The following is a 16,340-nucleotide window of genomic DNA, read 5'->3' on the forward strand; positions in this document are numbered from 1 at the left end:
CCGCTGAGCGCAAAACCCGGAAATACCATCCCGCGGTTCAGGTGAGCCGAAAAAATAAGATGAATGTAAAAGGAGAGAAATCCCATGTCTGATATTAAGAATTCCGCCAACTGGTCTTTCGAAACCAAGCAGCTCCACATCGGCCAGGAGCAGGCCGATCCGGCCACCGACTCCCGCGCCGTTCCGATTTATGCCACTGCCTCCTATGTATTCCATAATGCCCAGCATGCCGCCGACCGTTTCGGTCTGCGGGATGCCGGCAACATCTACGGCCGCCTGACCAACCCGACCCAGGGCGTTTTCGAGGAACGCATCGCCGCGCTGGAAAACGGCTCGGCCGCCCTTGCGGTTGCCTCCGGCGCCGCAGCCATCACTTACACCTTCCAGGCCCTGGCCAAGGCCGGTGAGCACATCGTGGCCTCCAAGACCATCTACGGCGGCACCTTCAACCTCCTCGAGCACACCCTGCCGCTGACCACCGGCATCACCACCACCTTCGTGGATCCGGCGCAGGAAGGCTCCTTCGAAGCCGCCATCAGGGAAAACACCAAAGCGATCTTCATCGAGACGCTGGGCAACCCCAACAGCAATATCGTGGATATTGAGGAAGTGGCTAAGGTCGCCCATGCCCACGGCATCCCGCTGGTGGTGGACTCCACCTTCGCGACACCCTACCTCGTCCGTCCCCTGGACTGGGGCGCGGATATCGTGGTCCACAGCGCCACTAAGTTCATCGGCGGCCATGGCACGGCCATCGGCGGCGTGATCGTGGAAGGCGGCAAGTTCAACTGGAAAGCCAGCGGCAAATATCCGTGGATCAGCGATCCGAACCCGAGCTATCACGGCATCAGCTTCTATGATGCAGTCGGTCCCGCGGCCTTTGCCACCTATATCCGCGCGATCCTCCTGCGGGATACCGGTTCCACCCTGTCTCCCTTCCATGCGTTCCTGTTCCTGCAGGGGCTGGAAACCCTGTCCCTGCGCGTGGAGCGCCATGTGGAGAACGCCCTGAAGATCGTGGATTACCTCAGCAAACATCCACAGGTCGAGGCGGTTCACCATCCGTCCCTGGAGAGCGAACCCAGCCATGCGCTGTACAAGAAGTACTTCCCGAACGGTGGCGGCAGCATCTTCACCTTCGAAGTGAAGGGCGACAGTGAAACCGCCAAGAAGTTCATCGACAACCTGGCCATCTTCTCCCTGCTGGCCAATGTGGCGGATGTGAAGAGCCTGGTCATCCATCCCTACACCACCACCCACAGCCAGCTGACCGATGAGGAGCTGCTGGACCAGGGCATCAAGCCGAACACGATCCGCCTGTCCATCGGCACGGAAAACGTGAAGGACCTGATCGCCGCCCTCGACGCTGCGTTCGAAGCGGTGAAATAAAAAACACAGGCAGCAGAAAATCCGGCATCCGCCTCCGGGGAACACCTCCACCCCGGATGCAGATGCCGGTTCTTTTTGCCTGTTTTCCCGGTCCGCCGTGATCATTTCATGCCCCCGGCCGGGTTTTATCCTTCCAGGATCATATCCCGGAATGCGTCGATCGCTTCCCGGCTGATTCCCAGCTTTTCCGTAATGAAGTTGTCTCCCATCGCTTTCCAGGCGGACCGCATGTAGCTCTCATCCGCGATGAATGCCCGGTAGACGTTGTCGGCAAATTCCTTCCCGTGGGTTTCCAGCAGCCGGTCATGGATTTCCGCCGCCTTCGGGATGTTCACCAGGTTGGTCTTCAGGTAGTCCTCCATGATCGTTTCCCGGTCCACTCCCAGCATCTCCAGCACCAGCGCGGCTGTAATCCCGCAGCGGTCCTTCCCCTCCGTGCAGTGCCAGAGGACTGCGCCTTTGGAGTAGTCATGCTGCATAATCCGCAGCAGGATCCTCCGGAACGCGTCCGGATACCGTTCAATCAGCATCCCGTACAGTACCGCCATATCCGGAATTGCCCGGTTCTTTGCCTTCTCCTCATGGCTGATCCCGGCGTTGATTTCCTCAAAAACGGGAATCGGGGTATATTCACACCGGTATGTCCGGTCCGGCGATTCCTGCCGTTCCGCCGGTGTCCGCAGGTCAATCACCTCGGAGATGTGTTCTGTGTCCTGTTCCTCCGCCTGCGCGAGATGCGCGGAGCGGATCAGCATCCGCGGTTTGATTTTCCTCCCGTCCGCGGCCTGCAGTCCGCCCAGGTCCCTCATGTTTCCGATCATGCTTCTTCTGTCCTCGTAAATCGTTGAATTGTTTTCCCTTCCCGGGTCACCGTTTCATTCCACATTTCCGCCGGCCGCACCCACAGTTCGTTGTTCCCGTACAGTGCGCGGTATACCACCATCGGTTCCCCGGTCTCTGAATGCCGGGCAATTCCAGCCACCTCATATTCGTTTCCCTTGAAATGGCGGTACTTTCCCGGGCGGATGGCCTCCACCGCTTCTTCGTATGTCATTCCCGGATTCCTTCCAGCCAGGCGTCGGCGTCTGCTTTTTCCACCATGCTGGTGTAAAAATAATCCGTAATCTCACTGTCCGGCAGCAGGGCCTTCAGAGCGGCCAGGGATTCATCCCGTCCGTTGTTGCCGGCTGTGGCAAACGGAATCACCCTTTTTCCCGCCAGGTCCGCCTGCCGGATATATTCCTGCAGGAAATCCGGAATCGTCGCCGCCCATACCGGGAATCCGATAAACACCGTATCATAGGCGCTGAAATCCGCCGGGGCTTCTTTCGGAGCAGGGATCTTCTTCCCCTTCTTTTCCCGGATCACCCGGATAATGGCCCCCGGAAAGCTCTTATACGCCTTTTCCGGTTCCACAAAAATCATATCGGCATTGAACTTTGCCTGTACCTTCTCTGCAATCTTTTTTGTCACACCCGACCGGGAATAGTACACAACCGCTGCTTTCATATTTACCTCCGTATCTCCCGGCAAGCCCGGGCTGGTCCCTGTCATTATATCGGAATCGGCCGAAAAATAAAAGCCGGTCCGGGGCGGTCTCATTGCGGCAGGATGCGGGATGTGATATCATTTCCGCAGGAGATCCTGTTTTTCAGAACCGGTTCATTTGAAAGGGGTATCGTATGAAAATTCCCGGGCGGATCAGGCCATGGCTGGCACCTGTCCTCATTACGGCCGCTGTCTGGCTGCTCTGGCTGCCTTTTCTTGCCGGCGGGAGTATTCGTTTTGACAATGACCTGATGATTTCCCGGCCGGATACCGCGCTTTCCCGGTATATCAGCGAAGGCCGCCCCGGGCTGGTCGTTCTTTTGCATGTGTTGGGCCTCACCGCTTTCAATCCGCTCAAAAGTGCGCTGCTGTTCCTGGTGTTTTTCACCGGTGCCGCTTGGCTCCCGGTTCTTTTCCTCCGCCGGACCGGCAGTCCCGGGTCCGGCCGGAGTGACTGGCTTTTCGTCCTGCTCTGTGCCGCTTCGCCGGTCTGGGCATATCAGTTCTACTTCACACTCCAGCTGGCCCCGGTCGGCCTGGGCATGCTGCTCACCGCCGGTACCGCCTGCCTGGATACCTTCTGGTGCATGGAGGAGCGGAAAACCCCGCTGGTCCGTGTACCGCAGATGCTGCTGTCTTCCCTGCTGCTGGGCCTGGCCGTATCCGTCTACCAGGCGCTGATCACCCATTACCTGGCCGTTGCAGCCATACTGGTCTTCTCCTGCCTGTGGAACGGGCAGCGGATCCGGCCGGGCAGGCTTCTCGTCTGGGTGCTTCGTGTCATCGCGTCGGTGGCCGCTTATCTGGCAATCGCCCGGCTGCTCCGGGGCGGGGAAAGCGCTTACCTCAACAACCAGGTCCTGTGGGGCCGCCAGCCTGTTTCCGAATCGCTCATCGGGCTGTTCCGCCAGGCCGGCAAACTGCTTGTCCCGCTCTCTTCCGTCAGCCTTTCCCTGTATCCGGTTGGAATCATCCTGCTGGTCCTGCTGCTGCGGCAGCGCCGGAAAGCCGGGAAACCGCTCTTCATCATCACGCTGGCGGGCATCGCGGTGCTGATTCTTCCTCTGCTGATGAATATCGTCCTGGGCGGCGCCACTGTGCCGCGGACCCAGTTTGCCCTGCAGGTCGTTGCCGCATTCCTTCCCGTCTTCTATGCGGCCGCCGTGCCGGGAAAGCACCGCTTCCTGAAAGGGTTATGCATCGCCGCGGCTGTCCTGCAGGCCGCCTGCGTCATCCGCCTCTGGCATACCGACACCCTCCGAAGCCGGCAGGACCAGGCCGCCGCCCGGGAAATCGCGGCCGTGCTGGAGGAGGCCAACCCTTCCGGAAAGCCCGTACTCTTCTATGGCACCCTTCCGTTTGAGGATTCCTCCGTTCTCACCGAAAAGAAGGATGTCATCGGCATGTCGTTCTTTGAATGGGGCGGATACAGCCCGGAGCGGCCCGGCTATTCCACTCCCGGCGGCGTCCGGCTGCTGGAAGCTGTTACAGATATTACGCCGGTCCCCTATCATTACTGGAGCATCCCCGCGGACCTGGATGCGCTCGTGCGTTCCATGCCGGAATGGCCTGCGGAGGGTAGCGTCCGGGAAACCGAAGAGGCCGTGGTCATCCGGCTCCGCCTGGATCCGGAAAACTGATTTTCAATCCTGCACAGCGCCGCCCGTTGCCAATCCTCCCGCAAAATGGTACAATCCACCTGTGCCATCGAAGGGAGATGATTGTATGGCCGGTTTTGTCCCGAAGAACAAACTGAGCAAAAAGGCTCAGAAGGAGCTCAACCGCCGGCGGCGCGTGATGTGGGAGTTCAGTCCCGTCACCAAAACCGTCGAAAGCAAAAAGGTGTACTCCAGGAAGAAAAACGCTCACGTCCGTGATGATTACGGCATGAGCGATTTTCATATCTCCCTCCCGGCCCTGCTCCCTGTATAAATCGCCGACCCGCCGGCAGTCATGGAATGGTGATTCGCTATGAAGAAACTCGCCTGCCTTTTCCCGGGAATCGGATACACGTGTGACAAGCCCCTCCTGTATTACAGCTGGAAAATGCTGGCCGCATCCGGCTGGGAAGTCATCCCGGTCGGTTACTCCGGCACGCTTTTCGGCCTGCCGGATGAGCAGGTGATTTCCACCGCGCTGCAGAAAGCGGAGGAAATCCTCTCCGGTGTGAAATGGGAGGAATACGGCAGCGTCCTGTTCGTTTCCAAAAGCCTGGGAACAATCGTATCCGGCATCTACGCCCGTCAGCACCGGATTGCGTGCCGGAACATCCTGTTCACGCCCGTGGAGTCCACCTTCCGGGAGCCCTTCACAGATGCGGTGGCCTTCAACGGCACCGCCGATCCGATCGCGGATACGCCGCTCATCCGCGGGCTGTGCGAAAAAGCAGGGATTCCCCTGTATATCACGGAAGGCGGCAATCACTCGCTGGAAACCGGCAATGTGGACGCGGATATCGCTGAAATGCGCCGCATCATGGGAATCGTCCGGAATTATATCGGATAATACATCGAATGTGTATTGCACCGACAGGCTGTTTTTCTATTTTTACTGTTTTCTTTTGTTCAATCATAGTATATGATGTATATCAGTCAGAGGAACTATATTGAACAAGGGAGGGATCCTTCAGATGGAAACCCGCAGGAAGAACTACGGCTGGACTGTCCGGGGAATTCTCGGCTTCATTTTCGGACCCATGGGACTGCTGTTCCTCACGCTCGGCCTGCTGCTTTGGTATTTCCGGGTCGGTAATGACCCGGAGGATCCGGAAATTCTCCTTTATATCTTCGGGGGAATGGGAGCCGCGTTCCTGCTGGTCGGCATCATCCTCCTGGGGATGGACCTGTACCGCCGTGCGCGGCTGCGCCGGGCCTATGAGGGCGGGTACTGTGTCATGGCCAAAATTGCCGGCAAGAGCGCCGTGGAAAATGTCAGCTTTCACAACGGCCGTCATCCCTGGGTCGTGGAATGCCACTATACAGATCCCGCCACCGGTACCGTCCACGTATTCTACAGCCGGTACCTGAATGTCCAGGTCATGGACCTGCTCAAGTCCGATGAGGTTCCGGTCTATCTCGACCGGATGGACCAGCGCGTCGGTTTTGTGGATATCGACGCGGTCCTGCCTAAAATCGAAGTACACGGGCCCGGATACTGATCCGCCCGGAAGGAGTCGCCATGGAAGAACCGTATGTCCGCAAAGTGCAGTATTATGAAACGGATATGATGGGCGTAGTCCATCATGCCAATTTCATCCACTGGATGGAGGAGGCGCGGATTCTCTTCATGGACCGGCTGGGTTTCCCGTATGCCGCCATGGAGGCAAAGGGCATCATTTCCCCGGTCCGGTCGCTTTCCTGCGATTATAAGCATCCCTGCACCTTCGGGGATGAAATCCGCGTCTTCCTGTCGGTCAAGGCTTTCAACGGCGTGGTGATGACCATCGGTTATGAAATGAAAAACCAGAAGAATGAAACCGTGATGACCGGCAGCTCCGACCATATGTTCCTTCACCGGGACGGCAGCTTTGCCCGCCTGAAACGGGAAATTCCGGAATTCTGCGAAGCGATTGATAAGGAAATGAACAACGGCTGATCGGGATCAGCTTCCGTATCGCCGTCGGATCATAACGGACTCCCGCGGAGTGATATGAACCCCGTGGGAGTTTTTCGTTTTTGCGGCCCTGTTTTTTCCGGAAACCCGTACCGGCAGTATGGGAATCTGCACATAATATGGGAATGCTGTTATCTTTACGGCATCCGGCTCCCTGAAGTATAATGCTGTTAATTCCCAAAAAGAAGCGGCAGGGTATGGGCATCGCCGCAGGAAAGGCTGGCGGCTGCCGTCCGGTCCCGGTATCATCATCGGATGAAACCCCCGGGCGCCGCCCGCATGGCCGGCGGTGGTGATCCGTTTTATGAAAAGCCCGGGCATGGATAGGGCATCCACTGGACATTCTGGAAACGAGGATGAATCACATGATAGAAACTGAACGCCTGCTCCTGCGGGAATACACGCCGGATGATTTTAACGCCCTTTATGAAATCGTGTCCGATCCGGAGACGATGGCTCACTATCCCGCGCCCTTTGACGAAGCCCGCACCCGGCGCTGGATCGACTGGAACCTGGAAAATTACGCGCAGTATGGATTTGGCCTGTGGGCCGTAGTGCTGAATGAAACGGGAGAATTCATCGGGGACTGCGGACTGACCCTGCAGAACATCGACGGGGAGATGCTCCCGGAAATCGGGTATCATATCCATAGGAAATACTGGCGCCGGGGCTTTGCGAAGGAAGCGGCCCGGGCTGTCCGGGACTGGGCATTTTCAAACACAGGGTATAACGTGCTGTATTCCTACATGAAGTATACCAACGAAGGTTCCTGGCGCACTGCCCTGGCCAACGGCATGAAAAAGGTGAAGGAATACCCGGATCCGAAAAACACGATTTCCTATGCTTTTGCCATAACCCGGGAAGAATGGGAAAAGCGGAAAACTGTGGAGCGGTTCCCGGGAATCGGCTGCGCATGGATGAACGCAGCGGGAAAAGAATCAGCGGAATACTTCGGCGAAGCGGATCGGGAAAACCATATCGCTGTAACTGATCAGACCATTTTCCCGGCGTGCTCCATATCCAAGTTTGTGACCGCCATTTGCATAATGAAGCTGCACGGGAAGCAGGTAATCGATATAGACAAACCGGTCAATGATTACCTCCGGCAGTGGAAGCTGCTCAAACTGGAGGAAAAGGAAAGCGATGCCGCTGTCCGGGCCCTCCTGTGCCATACAGCCGGGATCATGGATGGTGACGACGGCTTTTACGGTCTTCGCCGCGGAGATCCCGAAGTCAGCCTGATCGATATCCTGGACGGCAGGACGGCGTACAACAATCGTCCGGCACGGGCGGAAAAACAGCCTGGGACAGCATTTGAATACTCGGATGCCGGTTACTGTGTCCTGCAGCTGATGGTGCAGGAGGTGACGTGCAAAGCCTTTGAAGACGTTGCGCAGGAACTGGTGTTTGATCCGCTGCGCCTGGAGAATACATTTTTCGCATCCCCCGAAAGGATTGCCCGTTTTGAAAACAGGATGGCGACTGGATATGACGACAGCGGACTGCCCGTTCCGGGAAAATTCCCCCGGGTTCCGGACCTGGCGGCATCCGGACTGTGGAGCACACCGAAGGAACTCCTGATGATCGCAGAGGCGTTTATCGGGGCGCTGCATGGTGAAAGCACATTCCTGCAGGCAGAAACAGCACGGGAAATAGCAAAGCCGGTAAAGGATTTCCCCTGGACAGGCCTTGGCGTGTTCACAGGCGGAGAAGGCATTCTTGTCTCACAGGGCTGGGGGGAGAACGGACAGTGTATGCTGAAGATGAACACCCGGACAAAACGGATCGCCGCGGTGATGACGAACCGGAATCCCGGGGTTGATCAGAAGGAATCCGGCATCGAATGGCTGGCGGACAGCAGGCTGAACGAAGGAAAAGACGAAACTTTGTTCTGATCCGGATCAGAAAAAAATGATGGAGGATCTTATGGAAAAGTATATTGAAGGCAATAAAGCGGCGTGGGAGGAAGCATTTGACAACCGGGATGCTTCCTGGGGCGCCGACATCACAGAGCGCATACTGAAGGAAGATTATCCGTTCTTCAACGAAGAAACAAAAAGCGTGCTGAAAAAGCTCCCTGCGGAAGGCGCCGTGATCGGCCAGTTCTGCTGCAACAACGGGCGCGAACTGCTTTCCCTGGTCAAAAGTGGCAGGGCAAAGAAAGGTATCGGCTTTGACATTGCCGAAAACCAGGTGGCCTTTGCCAATGAAAAAGCAAAGGAACTGGGACTGCCCTGTGAGTTCGTGGCAGCGAATGTATACGATATTGACGACCGGTACAGGGAAACGTTTGACGTTGTGATAATCACCATCGGCGCGCTCTGCTGGTTTGATGACCTGAACCGCTTTTTCGCGGTTATTGCGAAATGCATGAAACCGGGCGCTGTCATCGTGATCAATGAAGAACACCCCCTCCGGAATATGCTTGCCGCGGAAGGCGACGAACCATATGATCCGGATCACAAAGCGGAATGCGTGTATTCGTATTTTGAGCATGAGTGGACCGGAAACGGCGGAATGTATTATATAACACAGAAACAATATCACTCAAAGACGTTTACCGATTATACCCATCCCATGTCAGAGATCATCACGGGGATGTGCGGCAACGGTATCGTTGTGACCGGACTGCAGGAATTCGACCATGATATCGGCGGGGCTTTCGGCGCGCTCGATCACAGCGGTTTCCCCCTTTCCATGATCATTCAGGGACGGAAAGAATAAAGATAAACAGCGATGGGCCGCAAAAAACGGAAGGGCGGTCAGCCGGGAGGAGCAGAAGAATGGATACGATAAGATTTATCATCGGGGGGCTCTGCCTTCTGTTCCTGCTGCTCCTGCTTTACCTTCTTTTCCGGATTTGGCTGGAAGGCCGCCGGGAACAGGTCTCTCCCAGGGAAATCCCCGGTGAAGTTCTGCCGGATGAACTGCGGGAGAATGCCCTGCGTCCCCTCAGGCGCATGAATGCCTGTTATGAAAAGCGGGATCCTGAACAGGCGGACGCCTGCATTGATGAAGTGATGCTGCCGGAACAGATTCTGATCCTCGGAACAAACCCGGGGGAAATCTTTCATGGACGGGATTGTGCCAGAGGCCTGCTGCAGGGAGACTGGAAATACTGGGGAAAGCTGGCGCTGGACGTGGATACGACATCCCTTTCCCGAACGGGCAGCGCCCTGTATTTCGCCACGCGGGGCCGGATCCGGCTGGACCGTATTGGCTGCCGCGTCCCGGTGAGAATCACCGGGGTACTGGAGGAACGGGACGGCTTGTGGTATATCAGCAAGATCCAGTTTATCCATAACCTGAACTTCGGATACGCAATTGCCGCCTGGGTTCCCGCGTTGGCGCTGACAGTAAACCTGATGCTGTTTGGCCTGTCATGGCTCCTGTTCTGAAATGAAAGCAGGCTGGAAAGGACAATGATATGAAGGATTATCAGACTGAAAACCTGATCCTCCATTTTGTAACAGAGGAGGATTTACCCGAGGTCGCCCGGATCTGGCCGGCTGATCATCATCCGCTTTCGGACTCGGAGGCACAGGAAGCAGTTGCCTGTATGCGCGGGAATTACGAAAGGAATGCGAAAGGCCGGATCTGCCATCTTTGCCTTGCGGTATGCGGGAAGGATCATCCCGAAATGATGATGGGGTGGTGCGGGCTGGACGGCTCGATGAATCATGCGGAGCCTGAAATCTTCATCCTCCTGGATGAACCATACCGCAACCGGGGATACGGCACCCAGTGCGTCAGGGAACTGATCAGGATTGCGGTGGAGGACTATTCGCTTTCCGGCGTACACGGGGGCTGCGCCAAAGAGAACATTGCATCCGCCCGGGCAATGGAAAAGGGCGGTATGGTGCAGTATAGGACGGAAGAGAACGGCGATCCGCTATTCCGGTTCTGTGCCAAAAACGTATCCTGCCGGGAGGGGAACACCTGTGGATGACAAGCATGTGAAATACATGAAACGGTGCTACGAGCTGGCAATCAGCGCCGGGAAAAAGGGCCATGATACCTTTGGCGCGGTTCTGGTGCATGACGGTAAAATCCTGGAGGAAGCGGAAAACACGGCCGATTATGCCCGCCGTATTTTCGGGCATGCGGAATTCAATCTGGTGCACAAATGCGCCAACAAGTATTCCGATGAAATCCTGGAGCATGCTGTCGTCTATACCAGCTGTGCTCCCTGCGAACGATGCCTGGCAGCCATCGCTTCCCTTGGGGTTCATCAGATCGTGTGCGGCGTCTCCTATAAAGAGTTCTGCAGGCTGCTGCCTTTTGATTATCAGGCGGTGGATCGTGAAGGACTGCTGAAACAGCTGGGCATTCAGATGACGCTCACGGAATCCGTCCTCGAAGAGGAAGGGATGCATGTATTTGAGTGGTGGGGCGGCGAATACCATCCGCTGGAAGAGCTCATTGCGGAAATGGAAGCAGTGAAAAAGAAACAGGAATAGAGGGAATGGTATGAACAAAAAGCTGATCCTCATCAGCGGCTCCCCCTGCGTGGGCAAAACGGCCGTGGGCACGCAGCTCTTTGAAAGCTGTAACAACAGCGCGTATCTGGACGGGGACTGGTGCTGGTGCGTGCATCCCTTTTCCGTCACGGACAGCCGGCTTCGCAACGGGGATAAAAGCATGTCCTTTGTTCTCTCCAACTATCTGGATTCAGGTTTTGAATACGTGTTCTTTACGTCGGTTGTGCTCACGGATCCGATGATCCGGGAAAGCATCCTGAAGGGGATCACGGCAAAAGATTATGAAACCATCGCCTTTACACTCACCTGCTCGGAGGAAACGCTGAAGAGGCGGCACGACAGGCGCGGCGACAAGGGTGAAACGAATTATTACTGGCTGCATCTGCCGCCCTGCCCGGGGGATATTGTCATTGACACAGAGAATAAGAGTATCCGGGATGTCGTCAGGGAAATGAAAAAACAGATTGATTCTGTGAGCGAATAAATCCGGCTATAAACAGGAGGAATGGTATTGAAGCGAATTCTTGAACAGGCGAAATCTCTTTATGCCCTGGAGGGCTGCACATTCAACCCGGTATCCGGCCATGAAGGCGGACGGAACCGGATCGTGATCGTCAGCCGGAACGGCGAAAAACAGTATGTCCTCCGGATCTCCGCCCTCGGGGACCGAAGCGAAAACGATTACCTTGCCGAAACAGAGTTTGTCCGCTTCCTGGCTGAAAACGGCGCGCCTGTTGCGAATGTGGTCCCGTCTGTACAGGGCCGGCTGGTGGAACGCCTGGATTCAAAGGGCAAAGCAATATATGTCAGCCTGTTTGCCTACGCCAGGGGCATGCTGCTTGCGGACAACGGTTACCGCTATCGGGAAGGTGCGCCGCTGGGCGAATACTTTTTCAACGCCGGCAAAGCCCTGGGGGCGATCCACAGGCTGTCCCGGGAATATACACCTGTCCATCCCCGCCCGGATTACTTTGACAAGTACAACATGGCATACCTGGACCGCCTGATCCCGGATGAATACGGCGAGCTGAAAAAGGCCGTTGCCAGACGCCTGGAGGAGTTCCGTGCGCTCCCGCAGGATAAAGGCTGCTACGGCCTGATCCATTTTGATTTCAGCGACGGCAACTGGCATATCGATATGGATACAGGTGCAGTCACGGTGTTCGATTTTGACAACTGCATGAACTGCTGGTATATGTTCGACCTGGCCAATCTCTGGCTCCACAATGAAGGCTGGACACGGCATGAATCCGATCCCGTCAAACGCTTTGCGCTGATGCAGCAGTGCTTCAGCCTGCAGCTGCAGGGCTACAAAACCGAAACAGACCTTCCCGAGGCGATGCTGGAAAAACTGCCGCTGTTCATCGATATGGTGCTGATCGAAAACATCGTGGATGAGCTGGAATGCTGTGCCCGGGAAGGTGAAGACCTGGTCTGGGAAGACATTGAGGATGCGGCGGAATGCCTGGTCAATGATATCCCTTATGCGGGATTCGGAGAAGTCTCATGAATACGCCGCTTTTATACCGGGCAGCCCTGCGGGGCGCTTTCGGCAGGCGGGAACAGTTCAGCCGGAGCAGTATTACAGATGCGCTGTTTGTTTACCTGGATGGAGAACCGGAAGAGGACTCCATCGGCGTAGTGGATTCCCGTTTCAGGAAGAGGCCGTTGGTGTGCCTGACAAAAGCATGGGAAGAGCAGATCAGGTCCCGTTATCCCGATGCGGCAGTATACCGGCGGACAGTGATGAATCCTGCATGCCGCTTTGCCGTACCGGAAAGCACGGAGCTTCCGGAAGGATACCGGCTGGCCGGGATGGATGAAGCCGCTTTTGCACAGCATCCTTTTTCCCATGGGGAAAATTATCCCTGCTGGGCGGCTTTTCAGGCGGAAGGCTCCGGAGCAGTTGTATATCACGGCGGAGAGATTGTATCCGCGGCTTCTTCCTTCCTGAGCCTGGACGGAGAGATTGAGCTGGACGTATTCACAAAGGAATCCCACCGGGGCAAAAAACTGGCAGCCGCCTGTATTTCCCGGATGCTGCAGGACTGTATGGAACGCGGAATCACGGTTCACTGGGATGCGCAGAACGATATTTCACGTCATTTGGCGGAGAAATTCGGCTTTGAGGCGGAAACAGAATATTCGGTCTGCTGGCTTTCATAAAGCCGGCAGTTTTTTCTTTATAGATCAGCCTTTATTCGCCTGTTCCCGGTTGCCGGTTCGTTCCCGGATGAAATCATTTCCTGCACCGGATGGGCCGGAGCTTCCCGCAAAGGATACCGGCAGGGTTCCCGGCCTGTTGCATTATGCGGACAATTCGGTTATGATGACCAAAAAGAAAACCGGCAGGCCGGAATGATCCCGGCAGCTGGACACAGCCAGGGTAAAGAAGAGAGCGGAAGAGGAGTATTTGATATGCGTAGGATGGAACGCCTGAACCGGGGGCTGATTGCTGCCCGGGCGGAAAATGGAATGTACCTGAGCTGGAGATACCTGGGAGACGAACCGGACGGAATCACCTGGCGGGTCTTCCGCAGGCGGGATGGCGGTTCCTGGGAACAGCTGGCGGAGATCCGGCCCCGGGACGTGGCGCCTGAAAGCCATTATGGCAGCAATCCGGGAATCGTGAAAAAGAACACGACCCCCTGCTGCTATGTGGATCCTGATGGGCAACCGGAGGATACTTATGCGGTTGCTCCGGTGATTAACGGTGTGGAAGGCGATCGGGAGCAGTCCTCCCTGCCCGTGCTGGAGCCCCTCCCCGGTGCCGACGGCCAGGCTTTCCGCGCCGCGGTTCATCGGATCCCCCTGTGCCCGCCGCCTGAAAGGGTCCCGCTGGTGCATTTTACCTACCGCGGGGTTTCAGTCGGACCCGGATGTACGCCCGACCGGAGCGTCTTCCGCCTGGAAAACGGCGAGGACTGGTACCGGGTGGATATGGATCTCCTGCGTTCCTTCCGGGTACCGTATGAGAACGGGGAAACTGTAAGCGAAGAGATGCTCCGTGATATTTGCGGAAGGCTTTCCAGGTATCTCGGCGCGCCGCTGGTGCTTCAGTCCGGCCTGGAAAACGGGAAGATCACGAACGGGCTGTACAAAGAACTGGAGGCGGCGTTCATCCGTTACGTGCGGGCACTGGACTGCGGGGAATCCCTGCCCTTCGCGCTCACGCCTTCCGGTGCGGTCGAAACCTCCCTGTCTTCGGAGTACCATACCCAGGATATGAGTGTCGGCGATTTCGACGGGGACGGCGAGTACGAAATCGTGGTGAAATGGCGCGCGGAAAGCCCGGACCCCATGTTCTCGGATCCCATTTACAGCCCCGGCTTCAATCTCAGCGCGCCGGAATATATCGACGTCTATAAGCTCAATGGAAAACTGCTCATGCGGATCGATATGGGCTATAACGTCAAATCCTCCAATGATCATGAAACCATGCTGCACGTCCAGGATTTCAACCGGGACGGCAAGGCGGAAATCATCCTGAAAACGGCCCCGGGAACCCGGGTCGGCTTCTGGGATCCGGAAAAAGGCGGCGTGGTTTATCCCGATGATCCGGAGCATGTGGTCGGCGGCGAAGAAGGGCTCCTGTGCACAACCGACCGGTTCATCCGGGATTTCAGCGATGGAAACACGGAGGAGCTGAAGCGCAAGTGGTCCCTGCTAAACAATTTTGATATCTGCTACCGGTATCCCGTCTTTACCGAGGGCAACGACGGTCCCAATGATCCCGCGAAGAAGGCGTGGATCAAATCCTATCACATCGGGCCTATGGGGCCGGGACACCGGGAATATGTAACGGCCATCGGGTACAATGGACAGCAGGGCGTCATCCTGGATACCGTGGATTACGCGTTCCCCTGGACGGCCGTTTCCTCGGACGGGGACGATTTCGCCCTGGATCCCATGACCCAGCGGGGAAACTTCTGCACGATCACTGTTCCGCTGCCCGGCGCCGATACGATGGACAGCTATAAGGTGCAGGTCATGCAGGAGAAGGACGGATATTTCCTTGCGCACCGCTGGAAATATCCCGTATGGGGCGACGGCCAGGGTAACCGGGCCAACCGTTACGCGGGCGGTGTCGCGTGCCTGGACGGAGAAAACTGGTATGCGGTCATCCAGCGCGGATACTACCAGCGGACCACCTTTGCCGCCTATACCATGCGGGGAGCAAAGCTGATGCCCCCGGCCGTGTTTGATTCGGAGGACCCCCATTGCTGGACGCTGGGAGACGGCCCGGATCTCTACCGGGCACGGGGAAACCACTTCACGGACATGGCGGATATCGATCGCGACGGCCGGGATGAAGTCGTGCTCAAAGGCTTGAACCTCAGCCTGTCCGAAGACGGGAAATACCTGCTTCCCCGGGTGCTGTGCGGGGATATCCTGCCCATGCTGGAGGGCACCGGAAAACAGCCGGCCTTCGGGGAAAACATCGCTACCGATGAAATCCGCAGAACCCCGGGCAATGCCTGGGCCGGCCTGCAGCACGGAGACCGCAGCGCCCTGCTGCCGGTCAACGCGGCCGGGGATATCCGCCTCTATTCGGGAACCGAGGAATATACGCTGGATAACCGGCACACAGGCCGCCAGTTCGGCTGGCTTCCGGGCCCGGAAGCCCATGATCCCAATAAAGGCCTCCGGCAGGAGAACGGCACCCTGGTTTATGAAAGCTCCCTGGTCTTCGGCGAGTTCTCCGGGGATGACGATGAGGGTTCCGTCGCCGGCAATTTCTCCAACCGCTGGCCGGGCGCCATGGCAGGCGGTTCCGAGTGCGGATGCCGGGTGCGCAGCCTTACCGATGGGCGCGTTCTGCTGGAAACCGACTGCCCGCGGGGAATCCCCCAGGGAGAAAACGCGGTCTGGTTCGGCTCGGGGCTGACCCACTACGCCTGCAACGGAAGCGAAGTGCATATTCCGGATCAGGATACGCTGAAGTTCCTTCCCTATCTCACCACCGGGCTGGTTTCCACCGGAAGCAAACGGACCCCCACCCTGAAAGCGGACCTGTTCGGCGACTGGCGGGAAGAGCTGATCCTCACGGATGAGCAGAACCATATTGTGATTGTGCGGACGCTTGCGCCGACAGAATACGGAATCCGCTGCCTCATGCACGATCCCTGGTACCGCAATTCCGCGGCCAACCAGAACATCTGCTACAACCAGGTCGGTTTTGCCTCTTTCTACCTGGGCGATGAAGCTCCCCTGCCCGCAAAGCGGACGGATATCTGCTTCGGCTGAAAAGAGCAGTCAGGACATCCGGGCTTTGGACGAAACCAAAGGGAAGGCATGAAAATGCCCTCC

Annotated in this window: 18 protein-coding genes; 15 read left to right on the plus strand and 3 right to left on the minus strand. The window is 57.0% G+C overall.

What is annotated here, in order from left to right:
- Positions 1-84 precede the first annotated feature (84 nt).
- Positions 85-1,389: an O-acetylhomoserine aminocarboxypropyltransferase/cysteine synthase gene (locus JNO48_05070; GenBank protein QTE69271.1), complete on the plus strand. Its 1,305-nt coding sequence runs from the start codon at positions 85-87 to the stop codon at positions 1,387-1,389.
- Positions 1,390-1,514: 125 nt separating this feature from the next.
- Here JNO48_05070 and JNO48_05075 read toward each other — a convergent pair whose 3' ends face one another.
- From JNO48_05075 to JNO48_05085, 3 genes are read right to left on the minus strand one after another with little or no spacing between them, the layout of a single operon-like run.
- Complete coding sequence (locus JNO48_05075; protein QTE69272.1) at positions 1,515-2,210, minus strand: tyrosine-protein phosphatase; 696 nt, start codon at positions 2,208-2,210, stop codon at positions 1,515-1,517.
- Positions 2,207-2,443 carry a DUF1653 domain-containing protein gene (locus tag JNO48_05080; GenBank protein ID QTE69273.1) on the minus strand — a complete coding sequence of 79 codons (237 nt, stop codon included), beginning with the start codon at positions 2,441-2,443 and terminating at the stop codon, positions 2,207-2,209. Before JNO48_05080 ends, JNO48_05075 begins: the two co-directional genes overlap by 4 nt.
- Positions 2,440-2,898 (minus strand): hypothetical protein, encoded by a 459-nt coding sequence (locus tag JNO48_05085; protein ID QTE69274.1) that lies wholly within the window; start codon positions 2,896-2,898, stop codon positions 2,440-2,442. Before JNO48_05085 ends, JNO48_05080 begins: the two co-directional genes overlap by 4 nt.
- 173 nt (positions 2,899-3,071) lie before the next feature.
- On the opposite strand from JNO48_05085, the gene JNO48_05090 reads away from it, so the two are divergent.
- The 14 genes from JNO48_05090 (at position 3,072) to JNO48_05155 (ending at position 16,277) form a co-directional block, all read left to right on the plus strand.
- Complete coding sequence (locus JNO48_05090; GenBank protein QTE69275.1) at positions 3,072-4,577, plus strand: glucosyltransferase domain-containing protein; 1,506 nt, start codon at positions 3,072-3,074, stop codon at positions 4,575-4,577.
- An 85-nt stretch (positions 4,578-4,662) separates the two neighbouring features.
- Positions 4,663-4,869: a hypothetical protein gene (locus tag JNO48_05095; GenBank protein QTE69276.1), complete on the plus strand. Its 207-nt coding sequence runs from the start codon at positions 4,663-4,665 to the stop codon at positions 4,867-4,869.
- Between the two features lie 39 nt (positions 4,870-4,908).
- The gene (locus JNO48_05100; protein ID QTE69277.1) at positions 4,909-5,442 is read left to right on the plus strand and encodes an alpha/beta hydrolase; all 534 of its coding nucleotides are present in this window, start codon (positions 4,909-4,911) and stop codon (positions 5,440-5,442) included.
- 124 nt (positions 5,443-5,566) lie between these two features.
- Positions 5,567-6,094, plus strand: coding sequence for a hypothetical protein (locus JNO48_05105; GenBank protein QTE69278.1), 528 nt, complete (start codon positions 5,567-5,569; stop codon positions 6,092-6,094).
- Between the two features lie 20 nt (positions 6,095-6,114).
- Positions 6,115-6,531, plus strand: coding sequence for an acyl-CoA thioesterase (locus JNO48_05110; GenBank protein QTE69279.1), 417 nt, complete (start codon positions 6,115-6,117; stop codon positions 6,529-6,531).
- Positions 6,532-6,914: 383 nt separating this feature from the next.
- Positions 6,915-8,444, plus strand: a complete 1,530-nt coding sequence (locus JNO48_05115) for a GNAT family N-acetyltransferase (GenBank protein QTE69280.1) — start codon at positions 6,915-6,917, stop codon at positions 8,442-8,444.
- Between the two features lie 31 nt (positions 8,445-8,475).
- Complete coding sequence (locus JNO48_05120) at positions 8,476-9,273, plus strand: class I SAM-dependent methyltransferase (GenBank protein ID QTE69281.1); 798 nt, start codon at positions 8,476-8,478, stop codon at positions 9,271-9,273.
- A gap of 59 nt (positions 9,274-9,332) precedes the next feature.
- Positions 9,333-9,947 (plus strand): nuclear transport factor 2 family protein, encoded by a 615-nt coding sequence (locus JNO48_05125; protein ID QTE69282.1) that lies wholly within the window; start codon positions 9,333-9,335, stop codon positions 9,945-9,947.
- Positions 9,948-9,976: 29 nt separating this feature from the next.
- Positions 9,977-10,498, plus strand: a complete 522-nt coding sequence (locus tag JNO48_05130) for a GNAT family N-acetyltransferase (protein ID QTE69283.1) — start codon at positions 9,977-9,979, stop codon at positions 10,496-10,498.
- On the plus strand, positions 10,491-11,009 hold the full coding sequence (locus JNO48_05135) for a hypothetical protein (GenBank protein ID QTE69284.1): 519 nt from the start codon (positions 10,491-10,493) through the stop codon (positions 11,007-11,009). Before JNO48_05130 ends, JNO48_05135 begins: the two co-directional genes overlap by 8 nt.
- Positions 11,010-11,019: 10 nt before the next feature.
- The gene (locus tag JNO48_05140; protein ID QTE69285.1) at positions 11,020-11,514 is read left to right on the plus strand and encodes a hypothetical protein; all 495 of its coding nucleotides are present in this window, start codon (positions 11,020-11,022) and stop codon (positions 11,512-11,514) included.
- 27 nt (positions 11,515-11,541) lie between these two features.
- Positions 11,542-12,540, plus strand: coding sequence for a phosphotransferase (locus JNO48_05145; GenBank protein ID QTE69286.1), 999 nt, complete (start codon positions 11,542-11,544; stop codon positions 12,538-12,540).
- Positions 12,537-13,196, plus strand: coding sequence for a GNAT family N-acetyltransferase (locus tag JNO48_05150; GenBank protein ID QTE69287.1), 660 nt, complete (start codon positions 12,537-12,539; stop codon positions 13,194-13,196). The genes JNO48_05145 and JNO48_05150 overlap by 4 nt, the downstream gene beginning before the upstream one ends.
- A gap of 252 nt (positions 13,197-13,448) precedes the next feature.
- The gene (locus tag JNO48_05155; protein QTE69288.1) at positions 13,449-16,277 is read left to right on the plus strand and encodes a hypothetical protein; all 2,829 of its coding nucleotides are present in this window, start codon (positions 13,449-13,451) and stop codon (positions 16,275-16,277) included.
- The last annotated feature ends 63 nt before the right edge of the window (positions 16,278-16,340 follow it).

It is taken from the genome of Clostridiales bacterium (assembly GCA_017569285.1).
Taxonomy (GTDB): domain Bacteria; phylum Bacillota; class Clostridia; order Christensenellales; family Aristaeellaceae; genus Aristaeella.